Annotated in this window: 23 protein-coding genes, 4 tRNA genes and 1 pseudogene; 8 read left to right on the top strand and 20 right to left on the bottom strand. The window is 49.8% G+C overall.

The window, feature by feature from the left end:
• Positions 1-175: 175 nt before the first annotated feature.
• A complete protein-coding gene (locus V5G20_RS13505) occupies positions 176-925 on the bottom strand; it encodes a stalk domain-containing protein (RefSeq protein WP_003390536.1) in 750 nt (249 codons plus the stop codon).
• A gap of 491 nt (positions 926-1,416) precedes the next feature.
• Here V5G20_RS13505 and V5G20_RS13500 point away from each other — a divergent pair, with 491 nt between their 5' ends.
• The 6 genes and pseudogenes from V5G20_RS13500 to V5G20_RS13475 all read left to right on the top strand — a co-directional run.
• Positions 1,417-1,869 carry a GNAT family N-acetyltransferase gene (locus V5G20_RS13500; RefSeq protein WP_338460868.1) on the top strand — a complete coding sequence of 151 codons (453 nt, stop codon included), beginning with the start codon at positions 1,417-1,419 and terminating at the stop codon, positions 1,867-1,869.
• Between the two features lie 697 nt (positions 1,870-2,566).
• Positions 2,567-4,072 (top strand): IS21 family transposase, encoded by a 1,506-nt coding sequence (gene istA / locus V5G20_RS13495; RefSeq protein WP_023555239.1) that lies wholly within the window; start codon positions 2,567-2,569, stop codon positions 4,070-4,072.
• Positions 4,069-4,797, top strand: coding sequence for an IS21-like element helper ATPase IstB (gene istB, locus V5G20_RS13490; protein WP_023555238.1), 729 nt, complete (start codon positions 4,069-4,071; stop codon positions 4,795-4,797). The genes istA and istB overlap by 4 nt, the downstream gene beginning before the upstream one ends.
• 110 nt (positions 4,798-4,907) lie before the next feature.
• Positions 4,908-5,132: a hypothetical protein gene (locus V5G20_RS13485; protein WP_338460867.1), complete on the top strand. Its 225-nt coding sequence runs from the start codon at positions 4,908-4,910 to the stop codon at positions 5,130-5,132.
• Positions 5,123-6,052 carry an IS3 family transposase gene (locus V5G20_RS13480; RefSeq protein ID WP_283858068.1) on the top strand — a complete coding sequence of 310 codons (930 nt, stop codon included), beginning with the start codon at positions 5,123-5,125 and terminating at the stop codon, positions 6,050-6,052. The genes V5G20_RS13485 and V5G20_RS13480 overlap by 10 nt, the downstream gene beginning before the upstream one ends.
• 192 nt (positions 6,053-6,244) lie before the next feature.
• Positions 6,245-6,595, top strand: a pseudogene (locus V5G20_RS13475) (DMT family transporter); the annotation flags it as partial.
• A gap of 322 nt (positions 6,596-6,917) precedes the next feature.
• On the opposite strand, the gene V5G20_RS13470 reads toward V5G20_RS13475, so the two are convergent.
• From V5G20_RS13470 to V5G20_RS13460, 3 genes are all read right to left on the bottom strand, one after another.
• Positions 6,918-7,316: a hypothetical protein gene (locus V5G20_RS13470; protein WP_172920479.1), complete on the bottom strand. Its 399-nt coding sequence runs from the start codon at positions 7,314-7,316 to the stop codon at positions 6,918-6,920.
• A gap of 397 nt (positions 7,317-7,713) precedes the next feature.
• Positions 7,714-7,787: transfer RNA gene (locus V5G20_RS13465), tRNA-Gly, on the bottom strand.
• Positions 7,788-8,179: 392 nt separating this feature from the next.
• On the bottom strand, positions 8,180-8,506 hold the full coding sequence (locus V5G20_RS13460; protein ID WP_003385603.1) for an inorganic diphosphatase: 327 nt from the start codon (positions 8,504-8,506) through the stop codon (positions 8,180-8,182).
• 882 nt (positions 8,507-9,388) lie between these two features.
• Between V5G20_RS13460 and V5G20_RS13455 the strand changes: the two genes are divergently transcribed.
• A complete protein-coding gene (locus V5G20_RS13455; RefSeq protein ID WP_122959062.1) occupies positions 9,389-10,864 on the top strand; it encodes an IS110 family transposase in 1,476 nt (491 codons plus the stop codon).
• A gap of 308 nt (positions 10,865-11,172) precedes the next feature.
• Here the strand turns inward: V5G20_RS13455 and V5G20_RS13450 are convergent, their stop codons facing one another.
• The 15 genes from V5G20_RS13450 to V5G20_RS13380 form a co-directional block, all read right to left on the bottom strand.
• Positions 11,173-12,933, bottom strand: coding sequence for an ABC transporter ATP-binding protein (locus V5G20_RS13450; RefSeq protein WP_003385604.1), 1,761 nt, complete (start codon positions 12,931-12,933; stop codon positions 11,173-11,175).
• Positions 12,934-13,215: 282 nt separating this feature from the next.
• The gene (locus V5G20_RS13445; RefSeq protein ID WP_035988851.1) at positions 13,216-14,955 is read right to left on the bottom strand and encodes an ABC transporter ATP-binding protein; all 1,740 of its coding nucleotides are present in this window, start codon (positions 14,953-14,955) and stop codon (positions 13,216-13,218) included.
• 202 nt (positions 14,956-15,157) lie between these two features.
• A complete protein-coding gene (locus V5G20_RS13440; RefSeq protein WP_327986013.1) occupies positions 15,158-16,741 on the bottom strand; it encodes an ABC transporter substrate-binding protein in 1,584 nt (527 codons plus the stop codon).
• Positions 16,707-17,531: an ABC transporter ATP-binding protein gene (locus V5G20_RS13435; protein WP_327955560.1), complete on the bottom strand. Its 825-nt coding sequence runs from the start codon at positions 17,529-17,531 to the stop codon at positions 16,707-16,709. The genes V5G20_RS13440 and V5G20_RS13435 overlap by 35 nt, the downstream gene beginning before the upstream one ends.
• Positions 17,528-18,352 carry an ABC transporter permease gene (locus V5G20_RS13430; RefSeq protein ID WP_122958310.1) on the bottom strand — a complete coding sequence of 275 codons (825 nt, stop codon included), beginning with the start codon at positions 18,350-18,352 and terminating at the stop codon, positions 17,528-17,530. The genes V5G20_RS13435 and V5G20_RS13430 overlap by 4 nt, the downstream gene beginning before the upstream one ends.
• Positions 18,345-19,283, bottom strand: a complete 939-nt coding sequence (locus V5G20_RS13425; RefSeq protein WP_035979648.1) for an ABC transporter permease — start codon at positions 19,281-19,283, stop codon at positions 18,345-18,347. Before V5G20_RS13425 ends, V5G20_RS13430 begins: the two co-directional genes overlap by 8 nt.
• Positions 19,284-19,435: 152 nt before the next feature.
• Positions 19,436-19,924: a MarR family winged helix-turn-helix transcriptional regulator gene (locus tag V5G20_RS13420; protein ID WP_003385614.1), complete on the bottom strand. Its 489-nt coding sequence runs from the start codon at positions 19,922-19,924 to the stop codon at positions 19,436-19,438.
• Positions 19,925-20,095: 171 nt separating this feature from the next.
• Positions 20,096-20,182, bottom strand: a tRNA-Leu gene (locus tag V5G20_RS13415).
• Between the two features lie 25 nt (positions 20,183-20,207).
• A tRNA-Tyr gene (locus tag V5G20_RS13410) sits at positions 20,208-20,292 on the bottom strand.
• Positions 20,293-20,298: 6 nt separating this feature from the next.
• Positions 20,299-20,374 (bottom strand) — tRNA-Thr (locus tag V5G20_RS13405).
• Positions 20,375-20,476: 102 nt separating this feature from the next.
• A complete protein-coding gene (locus tag V5G20_RS13400; protein ID WP_024984085.1) occupies positions 20,477-20,791 on the bottom strand; it encodes a hypothetical protein in 315 nt (104 codons plus the stop codon).
• A 178-nt stretch (positions 20,792-20,969) separates the two neighbouring features.
• Positions 20,970-21,536 (bottom strand): thioredoxin family protein, encoded by a 567-nt coding sequence (locus V5G20_RS13395; RefSeq protein ID WP_003385616.1) that lies wholly within the window; start codon positions 21,534-21,536, stop codon positions 20,970-20,972.
• 257 nt (positions 21,537-21,793) lie between these two features.
• Positions 21,794-21,952, bottom strand: a complete 159-nt coding sequence (locus V5G20_RS13390; protein ID WP_122958313.1) for a YycC family protein — start codon at positions 21,950-21,952, stop codon at positions 21,794-21,796.
• 130 nt (positions 21,953-22,082) lie between these two features.
• Positions 22,083-22,838 carry a 2-phosphosulfolactate phosphatase gene (locus V5G20_RS13385; RefSeq protein ID WP_003385618.1) on the bottom strand — a complete coding sequence of 252 codons (756 nt, stop codon included), beginning with the start codon at positions 22,836-22,838 and terminating at the stop codon, positions 22,083-22,085.
• 406 nt (positions 22,839-23,244) lie between these two features.
• Positions 23,245-23,445 carry a hypothetical protein gene (locus V5G20_RS13380; protein ID WP_003385619.1) on the bottom strand — a complete coding sequence of 67 codons (201 nt, stop codon included), beginning with the start codon at positions 23,443-23,445 and terminating at the stop codon, positions 23,245-23,247.
• Between the two features lie 251 nt (positions 23,446-23,696).
• Here V5G20_RS13380 and V5G20_RS13375 point away from each other — a divergent pair, with 251 nt between their 5' ends.
• Positions 23,697-24,857, top strand: a complete 1,161-nt coding sequence (locus V5G20_RS13375; RefSeq protein ID WP_003385620.1) for a CapA family protein — start codon at positions 23,697-23,699, stop codon at positions 24,855-24,857.
• Positions 24,858-24,881: 24 nt separating this feature from the next.
• On the opposite strand, the gene V5G20_RS13370 is transcribed toward V5G20_RS13375, so the two are convergent.
• Positions 24,882-25,424, bottom strand: a complete 543-nt coding sequence (locus V5G20_RS13370) for a TlpA family protein disulfide reductase (protein ID WP_024984185.1) — start codon at positions 25,422-25,424, stop codon at positions 24,882-24,884.
• Between the last annotated feature and the right edge of the window lie 9 nt (positions 25,425-25,433).

Here is a 25,433-nt window from a genome sequence, read left to right as displayed (position 1 = left end):
CACGTTGATCCTCCCTGTTGCGTCTTGTTGCCACCTCGAAAAACAACAAAAAGCCAGCCCTGGTGAATGGCGGCCTCCGAGCTTGAGACGTCGCTTTACCTTCTAGGCTGGCTTTTCCGTACGTATGTTGAACTGCGGCCTGCTGGCCGATCATTCGTGCCAGTAAGGTTCTATATTATTTCATAAGCAATTCATCTGTTTTGGTGATCATGTTATCCCAATTGATGAGATACACCTTAACCCCGACGAGTTTAAGCTTCCCGTCAACATATTCGTGAATTTTCTCGGTAAATTCCCTCGTTGATTCATTGAAAGTAAGCTTTCCTTTAACAGGCTCGATCTGGCGGGAAAACAGTTTCGTAATACCAGTATTTACCTTGTCGATCTCATACCCGTTGATAAATGACCCTTGGGAATTGGTTTCCAGCATATAGAACATGTTTCCGTGGACCATACGAGAAATCTCACTTAACTTTCCGGTACTCTCCATCTTCGGAATAACAAGTTCTTTATTATTTACGATGTTAACGACTTTTTCAAAACCTGGACGCAATGCGTACACATAGTCCAAGGGGAAGGGGTACGTCTGCTGTCCCTGCATTCCTCCAAAGATCGGGTCGCTAGTCACCCGGTCAGGGCCTTCGAAACGAACCGCAGGAACGCTATTATCCCACTTTTGACCAATACCAAACATGTTCGCGATAGTGGCAGCAGGCACATACACGTTGCCGTTGTAAGTGAAGGGCTCCGCTTTGGTCTGAATTTCCTTCCCGTTGATCATGAGCTTGATATTCGCAAAGTTAGCCTTAATGGATTGCGTTCCCTTTTTGGCGATGGCGCTATTGCTTCCGGCGAGCATTCCCCCGGTAAACAACAATGCTCCCGCCACTCCTCCAATTATTACCTTTTTCGATATATGAAACATGCTATACTCTCCTCTGTGTCGATTTTTATATAAGTATAACGCAAAAAGTTGAACAAATGTTTCATCAAAATTCGTAATGACTCGCATTGGCAAAGAAATAATGCCCCAATTACATAGTGCGTTTGAATATGTTACAACCGTTCATTTGTATGGTAAAATTTACCAAAAAGAAGGTTGTGCATCTAATGAAAAATCAACCATTCTGGTTCAAATTTATTTTCGTTATCGTTATGATAATCGGGATATTTGCATTCCTTACAGGGATTTCTTTCTTTCAACTCTCAACATTGCTCGGCTTGCTCGTTCTCTCTATTTGCTTGTATGCCAAAGATTCAACCAAGCTCTAAAAAAAGGATTGATGTTGATTTTCACTAAAACCCTCTGTTTGGAGGGTTTTTTGGCATTTACTTCAATCCGACTTGATTTCTTTCCCACTATTTGTTATTTTGGTTTACTCTGACTGGCAAATTCGAAAAATTAGGGTGATACAAATGATCACGCGATATGCAAATATAAATGACACCATTGAAATATTACGGATGGATGAGAAGGTCATCCATTCTTCGAGCAGATCTGGATATTTATCGGAAATGATTGATCATCATCGCTGTCTCGTTGCTGAACAAAACGCTTCGATATCCGGTTTTCTGACTTTTGATACGAACTTTTTTGGGTATTGGTTTATTTCTCTCGTTATCGTGGACCCTGCTTACCGCCAAAAAGGGATTGCAACAGCTCTTATCAAACATCTCGAGAAGCTATGCCCTACATCGAAATTATTTACCTCAACCAACCAGTCCAATCTTCCCATGCACAACCTATGTGATCGGCTCGGTTATTTAAAAACAGGTATTATTGAGAACCTGGATGAAGGTGATCCGGAAATTATTTACTTCAAACGATTGGCGGTTGAAAACGAGGAAATTATTACCTTTTACGGTTGAAACCAGATGTAACTTGGGATAAAATTAACATAAAATTACAAATTTGGGGTGTGGAATGATGAAGAAGATCGCTGCGATTGTTTTTTCTGTCACGCTGGTTCTGTCTGTATCGAGTGCTGCGCTTGCTGCCAAGCCAGCGGAAGTTCGTCCATCGTGTGCGATGGTTCCATGGTGTGTGATTATGAATTAAGAACTTACAGGACTCTTATGAGGGGGGCTTCATGTGCCCTTTGGACTGAAGAAAACCCCGACAAAATGTGGGGGTTCTATCTGGGCTGGCACCTTACTTACAGGTGTCCGCTCTTTCTTTTTTTGAAAACCTGTCATCATGTCTACCATTCCATACGGAAAGGAGCGTGAAGGAGTGGATTCCGCATGATCGATATCGTATCTTTTAAGCCCCAAAATTGGATTTGAGTCATACCCCCTTATCTTGTTAAGCTGATATCAGAAGAACAGGGGGATATTTTTATGCAACGGAGACGCTATTCAATCGAGTTCAAACAACAATTGATCCAGGAAGCCCACGAAGTAGGAAACGCTAGCCAAGTGTTTATGGCAGGATAAAAGTGCAGAGAATTGCGGCGGAAAACTGCAGAGTTCCACCGCAATTCTGAGGCCATGAAAAAGGCACTTGCCAACATCCCCCTACAAAATCTACCCTTGGATTTGGCTAGAATCTGAGGGAGTGAGAGGAATGTTGAAAGTGCCACAACAACAGTATATCCGATTTTTGCGGGAAGTCGAAGGGTGTTCGATTCAGGAAATTGCGGAACGTGTCCAGGTGAATTGGCGAACCGCCAAGAAATATGCGGATCGCGACGATTGGAATGAACCGGTATGCAAGCGAAAAGGCCGCCATCCGGTGTTGGGACCGTACTTAGAGATTATTGACACATGGCTGGAGGATGATGAGCGTCTTCCACGCAAGCAACGCCATACAGCCGTCCGCATGTTTCAGCGGTTACGGGATGAGTACGGCTTCCCTGGCGGGCAGCGAACGGTATCCGAATATGTCTCCAAACGGAAGAAAGCCATGGCAGCCGAACGAGCCGAACATTTTGAGCGTTTGGAGCATCCAGGCGGGGAAGCCCAGGCTGACTTTGGGACGGTGTACGTGGTCAAGTCGGGAGAACTGGTGGAGCGGAAAGTATTGACCCTGTCGTTTCCGTACAGCAATGCCGCCTTTGTGTTCCCGGTTCCGAAAGAAAACACGGAATGCTTTCTGGAGGCCTTAGGGCGGCTATTTCAGCAAATGGGAGGGGTTCCTCGCAAGATTTGGTTTGACAACTTGTCCGCTGCTGTTGTGTCCATCCAGCAAGGCGGAAAACGAGAGTGTACGGAAGCGTTTCGGCGTTTCTGCGCCCATTACCGCTTTGAGCCCCTGTTTTGCAATCCATACAGCGGCCATGAGAAAGGCCATGTGGAAAACAAAGTGGGGTATGGACGCCGGAACTGGTGTGTTCCGCCACCGGTTATCGATACGCCGGAACAACTGGAGACGTATTTGGCGGAAGCTGCCCGTGCGGATATGCAGCGCCCTCACTATGTGAAAAAGCAAACCATTGCCGAGTTGTGGAAGCAAGAAAAATGCAAGCTGCTGACGCTGCCGACGACACCGCTGGAGATTTTCCGGCTGGAGACGTGCCACCTGAACAAATACGCTGAGCTGTCGTTTGACGCGGCTCTCTTCCCGTTGCCGCAGTGTCGGGCCATGCAGCCGGTTTTGGTGAAAGTCAAGTGGGATGTGCTGGAGGTGTTAACGGCAGACGGGACATACACCCCGATTGTGACATTGCCTCGTCCCTATACGGAGAAAGTCATTCCAGTAGATTGGAAGGCGGTATTGAAGAGATATGAAAAACGCCCGCGGGCGGTGATGTATTCTTCCTTTACCAATATGATGCCTCAGGCGCTCCAAACGTTTTTGACGGTGGAAGACATGAATGCACGAAAAGCACGAATTCGCCTGCTCCATCGATTGCTCGACACCTATACGTTGAAGGAAATCGGGCAAGTACTGGGAGAATTGTCGCATCAGCAAGAGCATCTGGCTGTTGCCTTGGAGCATGCCCTTTACGCGATAAAACACCCTGTTTTCCGCCCGGAACCGTTTTCAGAGTCGCATACACCCCCTGCCCTTCACGGGCAGATACCCATACTGGATGAGTACGACCGGATCCTGGGGGTGAGGGTGGAATGAGAGAAGAGCTGGCAAAGGTGTGCAAAACTTTGCATTTGGCGCATGTGATGGAAACCTATGAACAGGTGCCGTTTGAAGATCGGGAGAGCTTCTTGCTGGGAGTCTTGCGGATGGAGATTCAACGGCGGGAGGAGACAAAGCTGAAGCGACTGATAAAGAAAGCCGCGTTTCCCCAACTGAAGACACTGGAAGATTACGCTTTTGAGGCAGTCACCTTACCGGAAACATGTACAAAGGAGGGATTGATCGACCTACGTTTTTTGGAGCGCAAGGAAAATGTGCTGATGCTGGGAAAAGTGGGCACGGGGAAGACCCATCTGGCAACAGCGCTTGGCGTAGAGGCGTGCCGAAGGGGATATGCCGTTCGATTCTTCCGTGTTCCCGATCTGGTTGCGCTCTTGCAGGAAAAACACGCGAATGGGGCACTGATGCGGTTTCAAAAAGAACTGGCAGACTGTGAGTTGTTGATTTTGGACGAGGTTGGGTTTGTTCCCTTTCACCAAACGGGGGCTGAGCTGTTGTTTCATGTTATCTCGGCCTGCTATGAGAGAAACAGTGTGATTGTGACGTCGAATTTGGAGTTTGGGCAGTGGAATACGGTGTTTGGAGATACGCGATTGACGGCAGCCCTTGTGGATCGCCTCGTCCACCACGCCCATATTCTGGCGTTTACCGGAGAAAGCTACCGACTGCGCCATGCTCTATCCAGCATGAAGTCTTCCTAAATTCTTTTGTATTGATGTTGGCAGTGTTCTGCATAAATTGGCCGCCAAACTCTGCATTTTTGAGTTGCAAAATACACCAAGTAGCCAGACGGCATGGGATAGACCCTAAAATGCTGTATCGATGGATACGTGACTCCAAACACGCAGATTGGCAGAATACGTCTTCCGAAGCTAAAGCTGTAACAAGCTATACACCAAGTCCAGGAGAGTTTCGGGAACTGGAAACGGAGAATGATAAACTGAAGAAATTACTGGGAGAAAAGGACTTGGAAATCGCGATCCTTCGTGATCTTGTAAAAAAGGTGAACCCAGCTTATCGGACAAAATGGAAATAGCCGACAAGTGGATACAGCTGGGGTACACAGCCAAACTAGTGCTACGTATTGTCGGCATCCTGGAAGCAACCTACTATTACCGAAAAAACAAAGCCTCCCAAAAACCTCGCGTTTATCACGGAGGAAGACCTATACCCGGTTATTCGTTGTCAAAAGACGGACAACCTGTCAGTGACGAACAAATCAAAGAATGGCTATCCGAGTTGATTGCCGATGAAGAATCTGCTTATGGATATCGAAAGCTTACCGTCTGCCTACGGCGAGACCACCAACTGGTCATCAACAAGAAAAAGGTTTACCGCTTGCTGAAAGAAGAAGAACTCCTGCAACCACAACGACAAAAGAAAAGGAAACATCCTCGAAAGTTGGCAAACAACCGAGAGATTACCGCTCCGAATCAATTGTGGGAGATAGACGTAAAATACGGATTTATCGTAGGAGAACAGCGTTTCTTTTTCCTGATGAGTCTCATTGATGTCTATGATCGAGCGATCGTGGACTACCATTTCGGACTGACCTGCGAAGGAAAACATGCTGCTCAGATTCTCCAACGTGCTTTGTGGAAACGGCAGCAATTCAATTGTGATGATCGCCCTGTTATCCGTACGGATAACGGTCCACAGTTTATTAGCCATGCCTTTGAAGAAGCCTGTCAGCATTTCCAAACGGTGCATGAGCGAATTCCTCCAAAGACACCCAATAAAAACGCTCACATTGAGTCATTTCACAGTGTTTTGGAGAAAGAATGTTTGCAGCGGAATGAATTTCAGAGCTATCAAGAAGCCTATGAAATCGTGACAAACTATCTGCTCTTTTATAATCAGCGACGGATTCATGGAAGCTTGTACGATTTATCACCTGTAGAATTTGGTAAAGCCTTTGCCTTGCAACTCATTACACCATTTGTTGTGAAAGTGTAGTATGGCAAAGGATTGCAGAATGATCCCTACTTCAACCTAGCTGACAAGCAGGAAGGAAAACGTCTGGGGTCAAGTGATCTCCTTGACGCTAGGCGTTTTCCTTCCTAGACTCCTAGGTGGTTGAAGGAGGGAAGAAGCATATGAAAATGCGAGAATAAGGGAGAAAGACTCAAATTTTAAGGGGTTAAACCGCTTGTAGCCATTGCCCTTCTAACGCCTTTTACACTTGGGAGATTGACTAAGCTTGATTTTCAAGCGATTATGCAGCCTTCTATTTGGGGTGGCTTGCTATATTTGGGGGTCATTTCTACAGCGTGTGGCTTTTTGTTGTGGAATCGAGGCTTGCAAAAGCTTAATGCTTCCAGTGGCGGATTATTTTTCTTTTTACAGCCGATAGTGGGTACTTTTTTAGGTTGGGTATTACTTGGCGAACAGATTGGTTTGTCTTTTTGGATGGGCACAGTATTTATTTTTATTGGGCTGCTACTAGTCATTCGCGACGATAAACCTCAGAAAGAAACCAAAACTGTGTTCATGGAATAGCAGTACAGACAGAAATAACGGCATTCTAGGACTTTCTTTTCTCGTCCTGGATTGCCGCTGTTGTTCTTTGATCCGAGTTAGGTTTAAAACGAATGAAACTACTATTGACGGTAAAACTAGCTGAAAAAATAATTCAAATCGTACAGTCCATGTTTCCGAGCATCAATTAATCTAGCTAGAGTAATCCATATAGCTGACTTTTTTACTTTATAGACAAAATGATTCATACTATAAATATAAATATCCCGTCTCACTTTTCACAAGGGGAAGACGGGATGGTTATGTTTGTGGTTAGGATTTTGTTATTTCATATCCAAACTTTTTAGTTTGATCCTCCCTTTGGAACTAAACACCCTTTATCCTTTTTTATAATGAGTCCACAAATCATCGTTATTAAGAGATTGGATACTAAAGGCGGGTAAAAGATAAAGTGATTTGCCCCAAGAAATACTATAAATTCAAAAAGAGCAATGCTAAACAGCAAGATAAACAACGTTCTGCTTCCAAGTCGGTACATGATAAATATCACCACTGCCATTACAAGGAACCGAATTGCAGTCAGTTTTGAAACGCCCCAAAAATCTTTCCACGGAATGAAACCTTGATTCACATCGTCAACAATAACAAAATAAAGAAACCCTTCAAGCATTGAGCTGCCAACTATATATACAGAGAAGATTGACGGAATAATTAGTCGGAAGACTTTTTGTTCCAAATTCACTTTTACAAATTCCCCCAATAATAAGAATCAATTACATTATACGCAACCTTTATAACCACTTCAATTGGTATATGATCTTAAACACAAAATGTTGGACCACAACTGTGTATAGCACACAATGACAAAAAAATCGGTTTTACTTTTCATATCACAGGTTCTTGTCCATATAACCAGCCTGTTCTCAGATAAGGAACGAGCTATTTACTAGGCAACCGCTTTTTTTGGCGTTGGTTGTATGTTGTATTCACACGGCTTTTTGAGTTAACGAGAAAGTTCGCTATCTTTGAGGGGAGAATCACTCACCATATGCCACTAAATAGCATCCCTCCCCCCTTCAACCTAAAGAATCAAAAAGAAAAAAACCTTGATTTCTCAAGGTTTTTACAATCTGATTCTATGGAGCGGGTGATGGGAATCGAACCCACGCCGCTAGCTTGGGAAGCTAGAGTTCTACCATTGAACTACACCCGCAGGTATCCAAACATCCGCAACGAATGGTGCCGGTGAAGGGAAGTACGCCCTCTCCCTAGCTAGAAAGGAATTTCGTTTTGCGAATATTATTATAACACACGTGAAAATGAAGTCAAGAAAACATGTTAAGAACCTGCGAAAAACCTTGGAAACCAAGGCCATTTCGCAGGTTCTTCTGTTTTTTGCAGGGTTCAGAAGCGTTTGAGAGATTCGAAATGCATTTTGTACATGTCCCAGAAATCCGATGAACAAGCGGAAGCTGAGGGTGGAATCATTCGGGAAGACGGGCCGTGTGGTCGACTTTGGCATAGACAGATGCCATCAAAAGCGGATCAAAACATCAGCGGCTGGAAATACGGTTCGTACACGCAACGGACGTATTTCACCGAGCTTTACATGATGATATTGATTTGAAAGAATCGTTCTTGGAACTCAATCAATGCGCGAATCTGTTCACTGGTATAATGCTTGTTAGATACGACAAGTTTATCTTCTACATCATCATGTCTAATAACGACTGCGATTACTTTTCCTTCATAAGTTTCCAGCGGTTCAAACTCACCCAGGACATAGGCATCTATCTCCATGCCATCCCCCGAGATTGTGCCGGGAATATATCCGTAATTGAGAAGGTAGATGAAGTGATGTCTGGGATGTTTCGAACCTAACGGTCTGTCTATTTTCACTTTTACCTGTTTATGGAGGTAATCTGATACCATTGCTTTCTCCCTTCGCCAAGTGAACTATTACTGTAGTGTTTTGATTAGTTTTGTTCTTTGATCAAAGGACTACATGCTTTTACGCGTAAGTCTTTAATTCATTGTGCAGACACTCCTTTTAGGCGGGTATTTTGGAGGGCGTAGCCCACACGGGAGGTGTCGCAGGTAGATTGCGAAGCAATCTACCGAGAAAATCTTTTCATATCTTTTCCACAGAATTAAACTAAATGATACCGATGTATCTCTGAACAAAACGTGGGCACATCCTCGGTTGTAGCTCTGCGTAATGTTTGGGAACATCGGCCTTTGCAGGAATAACTCTATTTCCTAACGAATCTTTTACGTTGCCAATGTATTCCTGAACACAATGTGGGCACTCCTGATGGATAGAGCTCTACTAACTATTTGGGAACATTGGTCTTGCAGGAGTACACTCGCTCACTAGCGAATCATATATATTGTGCAGTGACCTTTCATGGTTTTACCTACCATATTAGGATTGGGGCTGATAGATTTCAGACCTCTGATATAACACTGGGGCACTCCACGTGTATTGGCACTGCACCCATGTCAGCGTTTAACCCGTCCTTTGGCGGGTTTTTTTGTTTTCCAAAATTAACTAAACCAGAGCAGGAATTTTCTCAGAGGTAACGTATAAGTTTTTTAAAGTCTATATAACGGAAAATTGTACTCCATATAAAGTAAAGCAATTGAAACCCTTCAACGTTTGGGGCTAACTTGCGTTAGACCTCTTGAGACAATTTGGGTACAGATCACCTGGCGCTATAATCCTGACATGCTACATTGGGCAAATGAAGCTCTCACAGTAACTTGGATAGTCAGGTGTATTACATATTGCTTAATAAAAGGAGAACATAACTTATGAAGGAAGATCAGTTAATGACTTTTAGTGTCACTCAAACCGATGGGCAAAAAGAATTCGTAAGACTCTTTTATCCAATATACGTTGGTGTCGATATTGGAGCTGATTTTCATGTGGCTACCTGCATTACTCCCGAACAGTTTCGTGATGGAAAATGGAAAAGGGCCAAAACAATGAAATTCGATGCCGATAGTTTGGGTATCTCTGATTTCTTGAAGGCCCTTCAAGATGTACAGGAGCATCTAGGATTAAAACCAATCGACTTTTTCGTATTAATGGAGCCGACAGGTGGGCATTATTCCTTTCTTCTTCAACAGGTATTATTAAAAGCTGGTTACTCACTTCATATGGTTGAAAATGCCTCTGTTAAAAAATTTCGGGAAGAGACTCTTGGTATTCAAGAGAAATCCGATGCTATTGATGCTAGAACGATGGCCTATATGGGATGGCATAAATCGCTCCACCCCGATATGAAAGCTGTACGACTAGCGAGTCCAGCCTCAATGTCACAGTCTATCGTCCGTACTCTCATGCGTGATCGCTGGTTACTTACCACTACCCTGACACGCAGGAAAAACCAGGTGCAACAGTTATTTCAAATCACTCACCCTGACCTTAAAAGAGCATTTAAGAAGCTTTCAAGCCCTTCTGTGTTACGCCTAGCGTTAATGTATCCAACTGCTTTGGATATGAAGGGTCTCTCCGAGATTGAACTTCGAGAAGCAATAACCAAATGCGGTGCTAAAGCTATTGCAAAGAAGGCAGCCAGCGAATTAGCTCATGTTTTACCTAACACCGTTGCTCTGCCATTGGTCCATGTTGTCGATCGACAAAGTTGGCTTATCCAAGAAGCCTTGCGCATTGAAGAAAGTTTAAGCAGTATTGACGCAAGCATCCATGAGTTATTACATGGTAATGCTGAAAAAGGAACTCCCCCACACCCATATACCAATTTGCTCTTTTCTTTACCTGTCATGAGTGATAATTGGGCTTGTACTCTCATTGCTGTAATAGGTGACATTCATCGGTTTAGTACCTATAAAGAATTTAAAAAATACCTTGGTGTATCTGCCGAAAATAAGCAGTCTGGGACTTCTGTAAAAGGCACTCGCCAGACGTTCAGTGGTGTTCGCGATACACGCAGGGTCATGTTTCAGATGGCTCTAATACTTATTGCCCAAAGAGGTGGTCCTAATGTGTTTGCGGCATATTACGAGCGCCTATTGGCACGTCAAATGCCAAAAATGAAAGCTATAGGACATATGTCTGGAAAAGTTGCAAAGATTATCTACAGTGTTCTGAAAACAGGTGTCCCCTACGATCCCAAAAGACACGCAGCAGCCTGTGGTGTTCCATGGAATGAGCAGTATAAGGAAAAGTCTTTAGATATCGATATAGAGCCATTTGAAACTGAAGCTAAAATGCTTGCCGGAATCTCAGATGAATCAGTCGACATTGAGATTGATGAAGAATAGTGCAACCTATGTGCTATTCTTCATTTCCATTCACTGTCTCAATGCTTTAATTCTGCCAAAATAGCGCGTTTTTATCGGAAAATGAAGCAATTTGTTATAAAAGACCTTACGGTTTTTTTCTGTTAAGCACTACGCTACATTGTGTAAACGCTTTGTAGCAGGCATTATTTCGGTCATCAATTTGAAAAGGCGCCCGGAATCAAATCATCCTTGAGATATATTGTATGCTTGGTTCTTCATCGAGAGAAACCTTTCCCCTTCGAACGGCATAAGTCCCTCCCATGATCGATTCGTACCGGCGGCCCGCACTATGCCCGTTTGACGATGTGCCAGCTCCGGGCGCGCTCGTATTGGTCGAACAGACGGGCAAAAATTCCCTCTCCCTGGCGGAGTTCCTCCGGCTTCCCGATTTCGGCGACACGGCCCGCATCGAGTACGATAACTTGATCGGCGGCGGCTAGCGTCGACGGACGATGAGCGATAACGATGACTGTCCGGTCGGGATCGCCGGCCAGATTGGCGATCGCTTGGCTAACCGCGATCTCGTTCTCTGGATCAAGCGCGGAGCTCGCCTCGTCGATCAGCACGATCCGTGCACGCTTCAGGAACGCCCGGGCAATAGACACCCGCTGCCGCTCACCCCCGGATAGTTGGGCGCCTCCCTCGCCGACACGCGAGCGCCAGCCTTGCGGGAGACGGGCGATGACGTCGTCGAGGCGGGCAGCGCGCGCGGCGGCGGCAAGCTCCTCATCCGTGGCGTCCGGCTTGGCAAGCCGGACGTTGTCCTCAATCGTCGTGTCGAACAGATACACGTCCTGGAACACGATAGCGACATCACTCATCAACACTTCTTCATTCAGGCTTCGGACGTCGACGCCGCCGATGCGTACGCTGCCTTTGTCGACGTCGAAGAATCGGGCGATGAGCCGGATGACGGTCGTCTTGCCGGAGCCCGACGGCCCAACGAGTGCTGTCATCGTTCCGGGGAGACAACGGAATGATACATCGGACAAGGCTGGCGCCTTGCCGGTTTCCTGCTCATAATGATAGGTTACGCTTTCAAATTCGATGCCAGCATTCTCCAGACGAGTTACAGGCTTTGGTGCTTTCGGAAGCGGACGGGTGTGCAGAATCGCCTGAACGCGCCCGATCGAGTTGTCCATCGCGCGGAGAGCTCCAATCAGTTCGATCAGATTGCCGATCGGCTCCAGAAAGCGGACGGCCAGCACGAACAGCACGACCGCATCCGGGATGGGAAGCGATCGTTCCAGCAGCAGCCAAGCTCCTAGCGCAAGCACGGCCGCGAACCCGATCATTACAACGGCGGTGAATGTCAGATCTGGCACCATGGAGCGACGCAAACCGCGGCGGTAGGTTCGGCGATGCTCTTCTAGCGCCTCACGCAGCCGGGCGGTACCGGTCGTACCGTGACCGGCCGCTCGCAGCACCGTCTGCGCTTGCCCGAGCTCGATGGCCCGCCCGGCAATCTCCGTGGCTGCCTCCTCCAGCTCAACCTCGGCGATGCTGGCAATGTGCCCGGCACGCCGCAAGGTCAGGAAAGCGATGGGGGCAATGGCGAGAAACAGCAGCGCCATCCGCCAGTCGACCGCAAACGTGACCACGATGACGGTAGCCGGCACAAGGACGGAAACGATCGCCGGGAATCCAATCGTAACGGTCAGGTGAGAGATCGTGTTGACGTCAGCGGTGACCGCCCGGGCGAGGCGGGCTTTGCGGTCGGCCGTGAACCATCCGAGAGGGAGAGTTGTCACGTGCCCCATCAGATGGTGTCTGAGCTCAGCGGCGAGCTCCATACTGGCGGCGAAGCCGAATGGCGTGGCGATGACGGTGAGCACAGCATAGACGGCAAGGCCGATTCCGCCCGCGAATAGCCACGGCCCAGCCGCGGCGAAGTCCGGCTCCGGGCGCAGCAGCGCCCGCAAGATCGGAACGAGCATGCCGAGCAGCACTCCCTGCAATACTGCCAGAATCACTTGCAACGAACCGAGACGCAAAAGCAGCTTCGGGTCCGGCCATAACCGATACAGGTTGCGGATCATAGGAATCATAGACATTCTCCTTTTTACAAGGTTTAACATGTGAAGGCATGGCTTCCTGGCACGTTTATCCGTTGGGCTAGGTTTGTTTTTGTTCATTCGTTTGCAGGCAGATAGGCAGTCAGTCATTCAGCCTTGTGTACGAAGGCTCCGGCGAGGCCAGCCACCCCGATGCAAGCACAGGCGATGCAACTGATCTCTCGCTGGCACCGCTGGCAGCCTATGTGAGCCGAACGGCGTCAACTCAGCTGATGCCGGTGCCGTGCCGGAGTTTGTCGGAGCCGACGCTGCGACTCATACAGATTCTCCCTGCTGTTGAGCTTTCCACATGCGGGCATACAGCCCCTTGTGGGCGAGCAGTTCCTCATGGGTTCCGTGTTCGGTTAGCCGCCCATCGTTCAGAACGAGAATTTGGTCGGCGTTTCGGATTGTGTGCAGCCGGTGTGCGATGACGATCACGGTTTTGCCGGTGGCGAGCTCGGCCAACGCGTCCTGAACGGCCGCTTCGCTGTCCGGGTCAAGCGAAGCCGTGGCTTCGTCCAAAATGACGATCGGCGCACCGGACAGAATCGCCCTCGCAATCGTCAACCGCTGCCGCTCGCCGCCAGACAGCCCGCCTGTGCCAGCACCCAAAACCGTATCGTAACCGTTCGGAAGCTGTTCAATCACGTGATGGATCTGGGCGGCGACAGCGGCACGACGAACCTCCTCGTCCGTAGCGTCAGGGCGGCCGATGCGGATGTTTTCCCTAACCGTGTCCCTCAGCAGCACGACGTCCTGGAATACGAGCGACATCAACTTTAGCAGCTCCGGCGTCGGGATGGACCGGATGTCAATGCCGCCGATGCGGATCGCGCCGTCGGTGACGTCGTAAAAGCGCGGCAGCAGGCTCGCGATCGTCGTCTTCCCGGCACCCGAAGGACCTACGATTGCGGTTACGGTCCCGGGCTCGCATACTGCACTTATGTCTGAAAGCGCGTTGGTCTTGCCGTCGTAAGAGAAGGAGACACGGTCGAATTCGATGCGATGATCCCGCGGCTTCTGCGGCTGCTCCGCTTCGGACAGCGCTTGAAGCGACAGCAGCTGCTCGATATGGCTGGCCGCCATCCGTCCCTGGCGCAAACCTTGTGAGCCGTGAATCGCCGGGGTGATCGACGTTGGCAACCCAATACCGACGATCAGGAAGGGCAACAAGTCAGCGACTGCGAGCTGATCCTTAGCGACAAAACCAAGACCGGCTGCCATCACCACGGCCAGTACCGACATTTCGGAAGAAAACAGCCGGGAGACAGCAGAACTGTACCGGGTCTCCGACACCCACGCGCTCATCGCCTCGGTATGATCGCGAACGGCTTCGGCGAAACGCTGCAGAATGCGCCCTCCCGTACCGAACGTTTTTACGACCGTGATCCCATCGGCATATTCGACACCGGCGGCGCTGATGCGCTCTTCCGCCGCCTGCAGACGGGCCATATGCGTCGTGATCGAACGCATCGCGATGCGAAAGGAAGTGGCCATCACGGCGAGAACGGCGGCCGTGATCAGCGTCATCCGCCAATCAATTATCGCCAAATAGGCGAAACCGACCGTCATTGCTACGACAGCGCCGATCATTTCACCGAGAGCATGGGCGATTAGCTGATGCATCACTTCCAGATCGGTCGTCATCGCCTTCTTGATGGCACCGGAGCCAGTTGCCCGAAACCAGCCAAGCGGCACTACACCCAGATGGCGGACGAGCCGCTTGCGGATGTCGTGCAACGTTTCGGCGTCTGCATAGTGGCCGAGTCGCGATGACAGGAAAACGAGCACGAGCCTGAGCGCTGCGCCGGCCGCTCCGATGCCCACCCACATCCAGACTTCCCTGGCTGCGTCTGCAGCACTGGCGGCGACGAGCACGTGGCGCGCGATCTCCGCGACGGCGATATAAGGGGCGAGTCCGGCCGCTGCCCCGAGCGCTGAGAGCAGGGCGCAGCCGATTAGATGCAGACGTACTGGACGCAACAGCCGGGCGAGTGCCCCGAAGCCGATCATGTGCTGTTCTTCTATGTGGGCCGAATGTTTTACCCCATCTCGTTCAACCATTGTATTCACCTCATTGGATATCAAAATAAGGAATAGCTTTGCCGGCTGATGCCGTGTGCAGCTATGCCTGTTACCTTCCTGCTCGGCTGGCCATAGAGAAGACGAGTACCCCCAAAAGTCTATAGCAGCTATAGGCCAGGGGTAAAAAAATTCACTTTAACTTGATCCCCGCAACATTGAAATGGGACGGCTGCCCGGCGTAGAACGTATATCCTTTTATTTTATCGGTGTTATGCAGTGCCAACTCCCGCGTGTAGGAAATGGGAAGCAAAGTCGCTTTGTCGTGAATTTCGCTTAAAACAAAGTGATAGGTTTTCCGGATTTCCTTTTCATCCGTCGTGACGTTCAGCCGTTGAATGATGTCATTTCCGTTTTTCACAAGAGCGAGCGCCTGAGCGGCCGGATAGTCGTTCTTCAGATCGGGTTTCATATTGGAGATCGTGGTATGCGGGTCCCATGGATTGCCGTACGTCTGATAAAGGGTAATCGCCACCCCTTTAGCGTACTCGGCATGAAACGCCATCTTCTCCATGCCGTTTCCTTTCATCTCCATGCCGATTTCTTTCAGTTGCGCGGCCAGCACGAGGATCAAATCGTCAATCATGGGGTCGCCTTTTATATACAAAATCTCACCCTTTAGCATAACGCCGTCTTTTTCCCGTACGCCATCGCCATCTGCATCCACCCAACCCGCATTTTCCAGCAGCGCTATTGCTTGTTGCCTGTCGTAAATACGCGGGACCAGTTGGACGTCGCAGTAAGGCAACGCGGGGTCCAAAATGCTGTCCGCTCTCGTTTCAATCCCCGCAAAGATATTTTGAACAATACTCATTTTGTCAATGGCATAGCTGACTGCGAGCCGCACATTCAAGTCGTCGAATGGCGCTTTGGATACATCGAAGGCAAGAAAACGGGTATAATTCGCTTCTCCCTCCGAGACGAGCGCGCCATACCCGGCAGCCTTCATCTCATTGAATCCGTCAAAAGATATTTGGCGGGTCCCCACGAGGAGATCTACCTCCCCGTTGCGAAAAGCAAGCAGCCTGGCGTGATTATCGGGAATCACTTTCACATGGAACCGCTCAACCTCGGGAGGCTCTCCCCAATAGTGGGGGTTTCGGACGAAGGTATAGATATTGCCGTCCCTGTCGCCCCTGTACATGTAGGGGCCGGTACCGAGCGTGACAGTTTTTAGCGTGTCCTTGACGGAACCATCCTCATGAAAGGCATTCGGCGACACGCTCATTGCTCTCGCCATGCAGACACGCTTGAGCTGGCCGCCGCTTAGTTCGTGGGGCAGCCGCTCCAACTGCGCCGCTGACAGCTTCATCCGTTCGGCCAGCGCCAGCACTTTCTCGCGCTCTTCGCTCCGGTCCAGGTTCGTTAGGCAGCGGATCGGCTCAGCGATCGAATCGTACACGCTGCGCCGAGGATCGAGGGAGCCGCTCGCGTTTTGCAGCACCATCTGATACTCTGCCCGTTTCTTGCGAAGCTCCCGTGGGTGCATCTCCCATACGCTGGCACCATCAAACAAAATCTCTCCGCTCGTCGGTGGATCAATCGCCATTAACAGTCGGGCAAGCGTGCTTTTGCCGCTGCCGCTCTCGCCGACTAACGCGTAACGAACATCCGAACGAAGTGTGAGGGAGACCTGCTTGACTGCATCGAACGTAACTGAACGCCCACGGCTGCCTTTGCCCCTATACTGTTTGGATACATCCCTCATCTCGATCATGTCGGTCTTCCTTCCTCATGAGTATTCTGGCCTCCAAAAGCTCCTTTGTGTATGCTTCTCTGGGTGCTGCAAAGACGTCATGTACCGTACCGCGCTCGATCACCTCCCCTTCCCGCATGACGAGCATCTCGTCCGCCAGACCCGCGGCGACGCCGAAGTCGTGGGTGACGAGCAGCAGCCCGATGCCGCTTTGCTTCAACTGTTTGAGTTCCTGCAGGACCATGCTTTGATTGCGGACGTCCAGAGCGGTCGTCGGCTCGTCGGCAATAATTACGTCCGGCTCGTGAATGATTGCCAGGGCGATGACGATCCGTTGCAGCATGCCGCCGCTCAATTCGGACGGATAGCTGTTCATCAGTTGCTCGCAGCGGGGCAGATTCATCCGCTCCAGCGCCCGGACACCGGACGAGTAAGCGTCCCTTTTGCTTATACAGCGGTGGGCCATGATCGTCTCCGTGATTTGAGTGCCGATGGTGGCGGTCGGATCAAACGCCATCATCGGATGCTGCACGATCATCGCAATCCGGTTGCCTCGCAGCGCTCGCATATCCCGCTCGCTTGCCGCAAGCAGCTCTTGTCCGCGATAGCGGATGCTCCCGGAAACAGTAAATGTCCGATCATGAAGCAACCGCAAGATTGCCTTGCAAGTCAGCGTCTTCCCACTGCCGCTCTCCCCGACCACGGCCAGCGCGGCCCCTTTGCGAAGTGCGAAACTCACTTGCTTGACGATGGGCTTGCCCGTTTGCTTCAGCCCGATGCATAGGCTTTCGACTTGCAACAACTCGCTCATTCGCTTGCCTCCTCTGGAGAGAGAATGTCCCGGAGCGCCTCGCCGAACAGGTTGAACCCGGCCGCCGCGAGCAAGATACACAAGCCGGGATAGACGACCAGCGTCGGATGGGAAAAGAAATGAGCTTTCGCCTCGCTGAGCATCGCCCCCCACTCCGGCGTCCCTGCTTCGAAGCCGAGCCCAAGATACGATAGGCCGGACACCATCAGGATGAACCCGGCGATGCCGGTACTCAGGTATACAGCAAATTGCGGCAGCAGGTTGGGCATGATGTGGCCAAACACGATTCGCCAGCCGCTGCATCCAGCGATACAGGAAGCGACAATGTAGTCCTTGCCTTTTTCCAGGCTGGCGTACGACCAGACTACTTTGGCGAACCACGCCCACATGGTGCTGACGGTCGCCGCGACAATGCTCACGAGCCCTTGCCCGAGCGAGCCAATCAGCGCCAGCATGAGAACGAGAGAAGGAAACGCCATTACAATATCGCACACAACCAAAAAGCCGCGTTCCCATCTCCCGCCGATATAGGCCGCTGCCGTTCCGAGCGCCGCCCCGATGCCGCCCAGCACAAACAGTGTCGGCACGGCAATACCGAGTGAGTAGATCGCTCCGTACAGCAGCCGGGAGAGCACGCACCGGCCCAACTGATCGGTCCCGAGCGGGTATTGGGCGCTGGGAGCCAGAAACCTGCTCATCACATCAATCTTGTTCGGATCGTTGGGTGCCATGACAGGAGCGAGCACAGCCATGATCGAGACGATGGCGATCAGCGCAAGGCCGGCAAGGGCCTGTTTGTTGTTCAGGATCGCTTTACCCATACAGCCTTTCCTCCTTGTCCGTCAGCTTCGGGTTCAGTCGCGCATTGATCAGTTCCGCCGCCGTTCGGGTCAAAACGAAGATGAGCGCGATGACAAGCACGCATCCGTTGACGGTCGGCAAATCGCGGGCCATGCTGGCATTAACCAGATGCATGCCGATGCCTGGCAGCGAGAATAGACTCTCGACGACCGCGCTGCCGGTGACCAGCAGCCCGACGTATTGACAAAAGAGCGTAATGAGTGGCGGTAACGAGTTTTTGACCACATGTACCCACACAATCCGGCTCTGGCGGATTCCTCTTGCTCTGGCGTAAACGACATAATCTTTATTCAAATTGGACAACAGTGTCGCACGGAACAGGCGGATAAAGGCGGACGCCGCCGGTACCGCCAGCGTAAGCGAAGGGAGAATCAGACTGCCGAGCGTGCCCGCATTCACCACCTGGAAGACAGGGAGGATCAAAGTGAACAGCAGCAGCAGGAGAAATCCGAGCCAAAAGCTCGGCAGTGAGATGCCGAGGATGGTCGCCCATCGGACTGCTTGATCGAATAGAGTTCCCGGCTTCAAGGCAGTCAGAATGCCGATCGGAACCGTAACCAACGCGACCCACACGAGGGCGAGCCCAACCAGTTGCAGCGTCACGGGCAATTTTTCGGCAATGTCGGAGAGGACTGGCTTTTTCGTCAAATAAGAGATGCCCAAATCTCCTTGCAGAAGATTGCCGACCCAACGGAAATACTGCTGATGTAACGGCAGATGAAGGCCCAGCTCTACGCGAATGGCGGCAATCTGTTCGGGCGTCGGCTGCTGGGTGACCCGGAGCGCATACGCTTCGGCCGGATCGACCGGCGAGATGCTGGCCAGCAGGAAAGAGAGGAGGGTTACCCCGAACAGTACCACGGCAAGCCCGGTCAATCTCCTTCGAATCATGGACACCACGGCATGTTCACCTCGTTTCGGCAAGTTTCTTGAATGAACAAGATAATCATTCTCAATTAATGTTGTTTTTTATTCCACCATTTCTGGTGGAATTCACAATTTGAATGTCTATAGGTACTATAGTCTTTATGTAAAAATTTTTCTCATTTTTGCTTCTTCTTCTCTTCCTCAGTTGCGGTCTGCAGTTTTGCCGCCAGGTCGATCAAACATTGTTTCAAAAACCGTACCTGCTCCTCGGATTTTCCCTCCAAAACGCTGTAAACCAGATCATCAAACGCTTCGTGAAACCTCAGATGGTTCAAATGCGCGATTTCCCCTTCGCAAGTGAGCGTGAGCAGAAATCGAGACTGGTTGCGAGGGTCTCTTTCTTTTTTGATCAATCCTTTCTTTTCCAGCTTGATCAGAATCTGGGACACAGCACCAAGGGTCACACCGAGCTTTTCAGCCAGCGCGGTAATATGTATCCCTTCGTTTTCTTTAATCGCCGATACGGTATGGATTTCCGCATAATAAATTTGTTTGCCATCCTTTGTTCTTAAAAAATGGGTGGTCTTCTCGAAATCCATATATGCTGTTACTGCATCCAAAAAGTAATAACTGAGTTGAGTTTGGCGCAACTCATTCATGTCCATGATGATTACCACCTCAAGAAAAAAGTATATAGCAGCTATAGAGCTGTTGTCAACAAAAGGAAATATGCCCATGATGTACCGACCGCAGAGTCCGCAAATCGTTGGGACTGATGGTCCACATAAAAAAAATTCTTCAGGTGCCTCGACCCGAAGAATATCGTCGCTCTATGATGGTGCCGGTGAAGGGACTTGAACCCCCACTCCATTGCTGGAAACGGATTTTGAGTCCGTCGCGTCTGCCAATTCCGCCACACCGGCTCGAATTATAAACTGACAGAAAAGATGGTGGGGAGAGACGGATTCGAACCGCCGAACCCATAGGGAGCAGATTTACAGTCTGCCGCGTTTAGCCACTTCGCTATCTCCCCGAAAAATGGTGCCGGCGATAGGACTTGAACCCACAACCCCCTGATTACAAGTCAGGTGCTCTACCAATTGAGCTACACCGGCATACATCGATGTTTTTCCTTTTATGAAAAACGAATCGACGCTTTTAACTCTAACATAATAGAATTAATATTGTCAATACATACTCAATTTCTTCAGACCCTCTTACTTGTCGTTCCCTACCTGATCCAATATTTGCTTTGCCCACTCATGAAAGAGAGCAAGGGCCTGTTCCACATCAGGAAACGTCTTCTCTTCTTCGCAAATGTATTCGGGAAAATCGGTGATTCTGTTTCGTCTGATCCTAACTGCATCTGCCTCACATTTTATCTCTAAAAAATGAGGGACGGCATCATCGAGGCCATACTGATTTTCAAGAAACTCGTATGTACGAACCCATTCCAATATCCGGACTTCATTTGGACGAAGGCGCAGAACCTGCTCCAATGACATGATGGTCTCATTTCCGTAGTAATGCAAGCTTTTCATTCCTTCCAAAAGAAGCGGACAGGAGCGAACCGTTGAGCCGCGCTCCCATCCCTGCTTCTATTTACAACTGATTTTCTGTCAACATGAGCACTCTCCCGAATCCGGCGTAGCGAACTGCTTCCCTGGATCTCGGCTGGTCTCGGGTGGTGCTCCAGCTCCTTGTCTGCAATTAAATAGCCGATAGTACGTCCCGCAGTTCTTTTACGATCACCTGCTGGTAACCGGTGCCCTCTCCGTACTGGGCGAGCATCTCGGCACGAGCGACTTTAATCTTTTCCTCGTAGTCGGGTGCATTCCGGTCCGGATTCTGTTGTTTAAAAGCAGTCATCACTGCTTGCACATGCTGCGGGCGCGGGCCCCATTTGGCGAGAACATGTCCGCCAGTATCTGCAAAGATGACGACAGGAATCGCGCGGCCTCCCATGGTGAGGAATTCATCCATGAGGTCGAGGTGGTCTTCCATCACCATGATTTCTGTAGGGATTTCTGTTTCTTCCAAAGCCCGGAGCACAACCGGCACATTGCGAACCACATCGCCGCACCAATCGGCTGCGATGATCAGGCAACGCAGATCGTCACGATGGCGGAGCGATGCGAAAAACTCGCGGTCTTCCTCGCTGGCCCAAGCAAACTTCTCGAACCAATCGTTGAACGCTTCCTGATTTTTTGTCATTCCCTGGATGAAATCCTGCGGTTTTACACCAGTTCCGTATTTATGCGCTACATTTACTGCCATATGATCCCCTCCAAATTTTTGTTCTTATGTAGGTATGATTCACCAGGACCTATGAAAATCCTTTGCCTGCTTGCACATCGGGAGGATTGCTGCAGATACCGCAATGGCGAGTATGTTTGTCGGTACAACAGCATCTCGATCGACGGGCGGTTGCAGGCAAAGGAAAATGCTGCGTTGGATCTGCATGAGAACGTCGTACGAAGAGAAGCTTCTTTGATAAAGCCTCTTTGCTCGTGGAAGATCAAAGGGAAAGCTCCTTACTCCCCGGCCTCTTTTTTCTCCGCTTCTTCTTTTGCCAGCTCCATCATTTTTTGCAGCAAGATATGTTGCGGCATGTGCATCAGGCGCTCCAAAGGAACCTGCAATGCTTCCGCCAGCTTCCCAGCCGTTTCCGGCGAAATCGCGAGTGGTCTCATGGACAACCACTTCCCTTCATCGTTATGTACACCTAGTATAATACAGCACTTCTTGCCTTGCCAGATACGCGGTATGAGCCGCGCGCAAGGTCGGTGATGCGATGTCTTCCATGATCCATACTACATTTCATTAAAGAGCATCTCGAAAGTGGTTCCGGTCCAAAATGGGAACCTCCTGATACATATCCAGACGGGCACAGTGGCGAACGTCTTCGGCAAAGCCCTTTTCACGCAGCTCTCGCCCGCTGCCACAATCCCAGATTAAATCTGCGATGCGGTCCCTGCCCTCGCGAAATGCTCCCTCACAGACCAGGGCCTCCGGAGATTTACTCCCCGCCAAACCGGATATGATCGCACCAGCTCCTAAATAATCCTCGATCCCTGGCCGAAGATCATTTTCGCCGTCTCGTCCGCCTTGCCAATACTCTCCGCATGGAACGACAGTGATGGACGCTCCCGTCTTTCTTTGAAGGCTATTCGCATACTTAGCAGCAGCAGTCGCATTCAACAGACTGCCGACCAATAGAGCAGAGGCACCGGCAGCAAGCCGGGAACAAGCAGCTCCATTGAGTGAGCAGAGGACATATTTTTTCTCTGCATCCCTGGGCCCAAACGATACCGGGGACAAAGAGGGTCTTCCAGCTCTCGCCGCTTCTGCTCTTCCCAGCAGCAATTCTGCCCCGATCTCGTCTGCATAGGCGGCAGCCTGTTCATTAATCGGCGGGGGGTATGGATAAACAATCGCATGATGATGGATGGCAGTAACGATTGTCGAAGAAAAGCTGAGAACATCGACGACAATCGCAATATCCCCCCGTTCGGCAGCTTCTCGTGCCCCGCGTTTTCCCCATTCCACTTTTACCAGAAATGGCTCTTGATCAAACATGATTTGCACCCTTTTTGGATTCGACTTACTGTCATTATCTGATAGTGCCAAAAAAAGAAATAGACTTTTTATCCAATATTTATTAGAATTTATAATAGATTCCAAAACGCAACTTCCATATATTACCATCATTTAAGAGATGTCCAAATCGGGTATCCCTTTTTTATTATTATGGAATATTCTTCTCTGTTCTCTACTCTGCTTCCCTGTTTCCTCGTTTTCCACTTAGAATTGCACTTGGCGTGTCAACCTCCTTCAGTCCATACAGTTATGAAAATCTTGATAAGCAAACGAATAAACATATCCAAACCAAAAAATAAAGGGATAATCCCGGCCCTGACAGCTTTAAGCAGGCGATTACCCCGACCTCACACTTCTGTTTCCCTTCTCTGGAACTGATCTCGTATCAGGCACGGGGCCTGGTCAAAATACACGGCACTCCAAAACCAACGGCTCCCGGCTGCGCCATCTTCTCTACATACTCCATACCGCGTGTACATGGCTCCTTGCAGACCATGCAGGTCCCGGAAGTCACAATCTTTAAATTCACTTGATTGGGATGCTGTTTGGAATCCTTCTTTCCTCTCCCCTTCTTTGGCTTGGACACCTCTATCCCTCCTCTGCCTCATGTCCGTTTATCATATGAGGCAAAGGAATCCGTTCTCCTTAGGCAATGGTACAAAAAAAGACCGCTAGTAGCAAAAATGGGCCGGGCTTTGAAGCCCAGTCTCCTCCCTTGCTAGAGCCGCAACCAGGGCCGCTTGATTAGGCTTTTGGCTTTTCAGCATGTTATAATTATCTTTATGTTTTGAAGAAAGCCGCCCCTTGCGGCAGAAGGCTTTGATATGAGGGAGAGCGATGCATCAAACAAGGATAGACCGCTTAAAAGCGAAGCGCAGAAGAAAAAGAAAATTGTTGACGATTGTATTGCGAACAATTCTATTTACGTTTGTCCTGCTGGGAGCCTGTCTGGTTTTTTATTTGCTGCACAACTTCTGGAACCATTCCCAAGAAAAGCAGCCGGACCAGCCTGCTGAGCAGGCAGGTGAAAACAAACAAGCCGCTACCGTAAACCTGACTTTTGTCGGCGACGTGATCTTGACTGGTCATGTGGAAACCAGGTTGAAAGAAAACGGATATGATTTTCCGTATGTCCACGTACATCCATACTTTCAACAGGATGATTTTACGGTTGCCAATCTGGAGACGCCTGTTACAAAAAACGGTACACCGGCCTCCAACAAAGAGTTCGTCTACAAGTCTCCACCGGAGGCAATTCCAGCTATGAAGGAAGCAGGTATCGATCTGGTGAATCTGGCTAACAATCACTCGATGGATCAGGGGGAAAGCGGTCTTTTGGATACTTTTCAGGTGCTGGAAGACAACGGTCTGGAGTATGTAGGGGCTGGCCCGGATGCAAAGCGTGCCTATGCGCCGGCATACGTCGAGCGCAATGGCATTCGGATGGCGTTTTTCGGCTTCAGTCGCGTCGTCCCGAATGTAAGCTGGTACGCAGGCAAAAACAAGCCGGGTATCGCGGTCTCGTATGATCCGGCAAAGGCCGTGGAAGCCATTCAACTGGCCAGAGGACAAGCAGATCTGGTCATTGTCATCGCCCATTGGGGAAAAGAGCGGGAAGACTATCCCGTAGATCATCAGATGGAGCTGTCCCGGGCATATATAGATGCGGGTGCAGACCTGGTGATCGGCGGCCATCCGCATGTGCTGCAGGGCTTTGAACAGTACAACGAGAAATGGATCGCCTACAGTCTTGGGAATTTTATCTTTACCCGTTCCAACGACCCTAAAACATGGGAGACGATGGTTCTCCAGGCCTCCTGTACAAAAACGGGCGATTGCCAGCTGAAAATGCTTCCCCACCATGCCGAGCTGGGACAAGCTGTTCCGATGAATGAGGAAAACAGCCAGGCGCTTCGTCAGCGGATGGAATCGCTATCCAAAGATGTGCAAATTTTGCCTGACGGGAGCGTTCAAAGAAAAGCTGATCCGGAGAACTAAAATAAAACAGGGCCGCTGCCTCCCCTACCGCAGCGGTCCTGTTTTTCCTTCCAGCAATCTTTTCAATTCCGTTTCCAGATAGTGCCCCTCTACCATTCCGATGATTTTCTTTCGGATGATCCCTTGCTTATCCACCAGATAAGTGGTAGGAAATGCTTGAATCCAGTAGCGGTTGGCTACATCACCGGTAACGTCCATCGGAATCGGGAAAGTGAGCTTATACTGCTTTACAAATGCTTGCGCTCCCTCCAGACTGTCGTTGGAAGTTACGTTTACACCGTAAAAGTCCACCTGCTGCCCGTATTTCTCCGCAACTTTTTGCAAGTCCGGCGCTTCCAGTTTGCACGGGCCGCACCAGGACGCCCAAAAATTGATGACAAGCGGTTTCTCCCGCTTCCCTGCGACCTCGTACGTCTGATCGTCAAGCCCTCGCAGCGAAAAATGCGGCGCTTCGAATCCTGCTTCCGGCCTTTGTTCCACCGTCACTGCACCCGTCTGTTGAGAAGGCTGCCAGATTGCTGCGCCTACAAGCACAGCGATAACCATTGCCAGTATGAGTCTTTTCATGTGGTCACC

It is taken from the genome of Brevibacillus borstelensis, from assembly GCF_036700025.1.
Taxonomy (GTDB): domain Bacteria; phylum Bacillota; class Bacilli; order Brevibacillales; family Brevibacillaceae; genus Brevibacillus; species Brevibacillus borstelensis.
The sequence above is the reverse complement of the archived record's forward strand: the minus strand, read 5'-3'. Positions and strand labels throughout refer to the sequence as shown.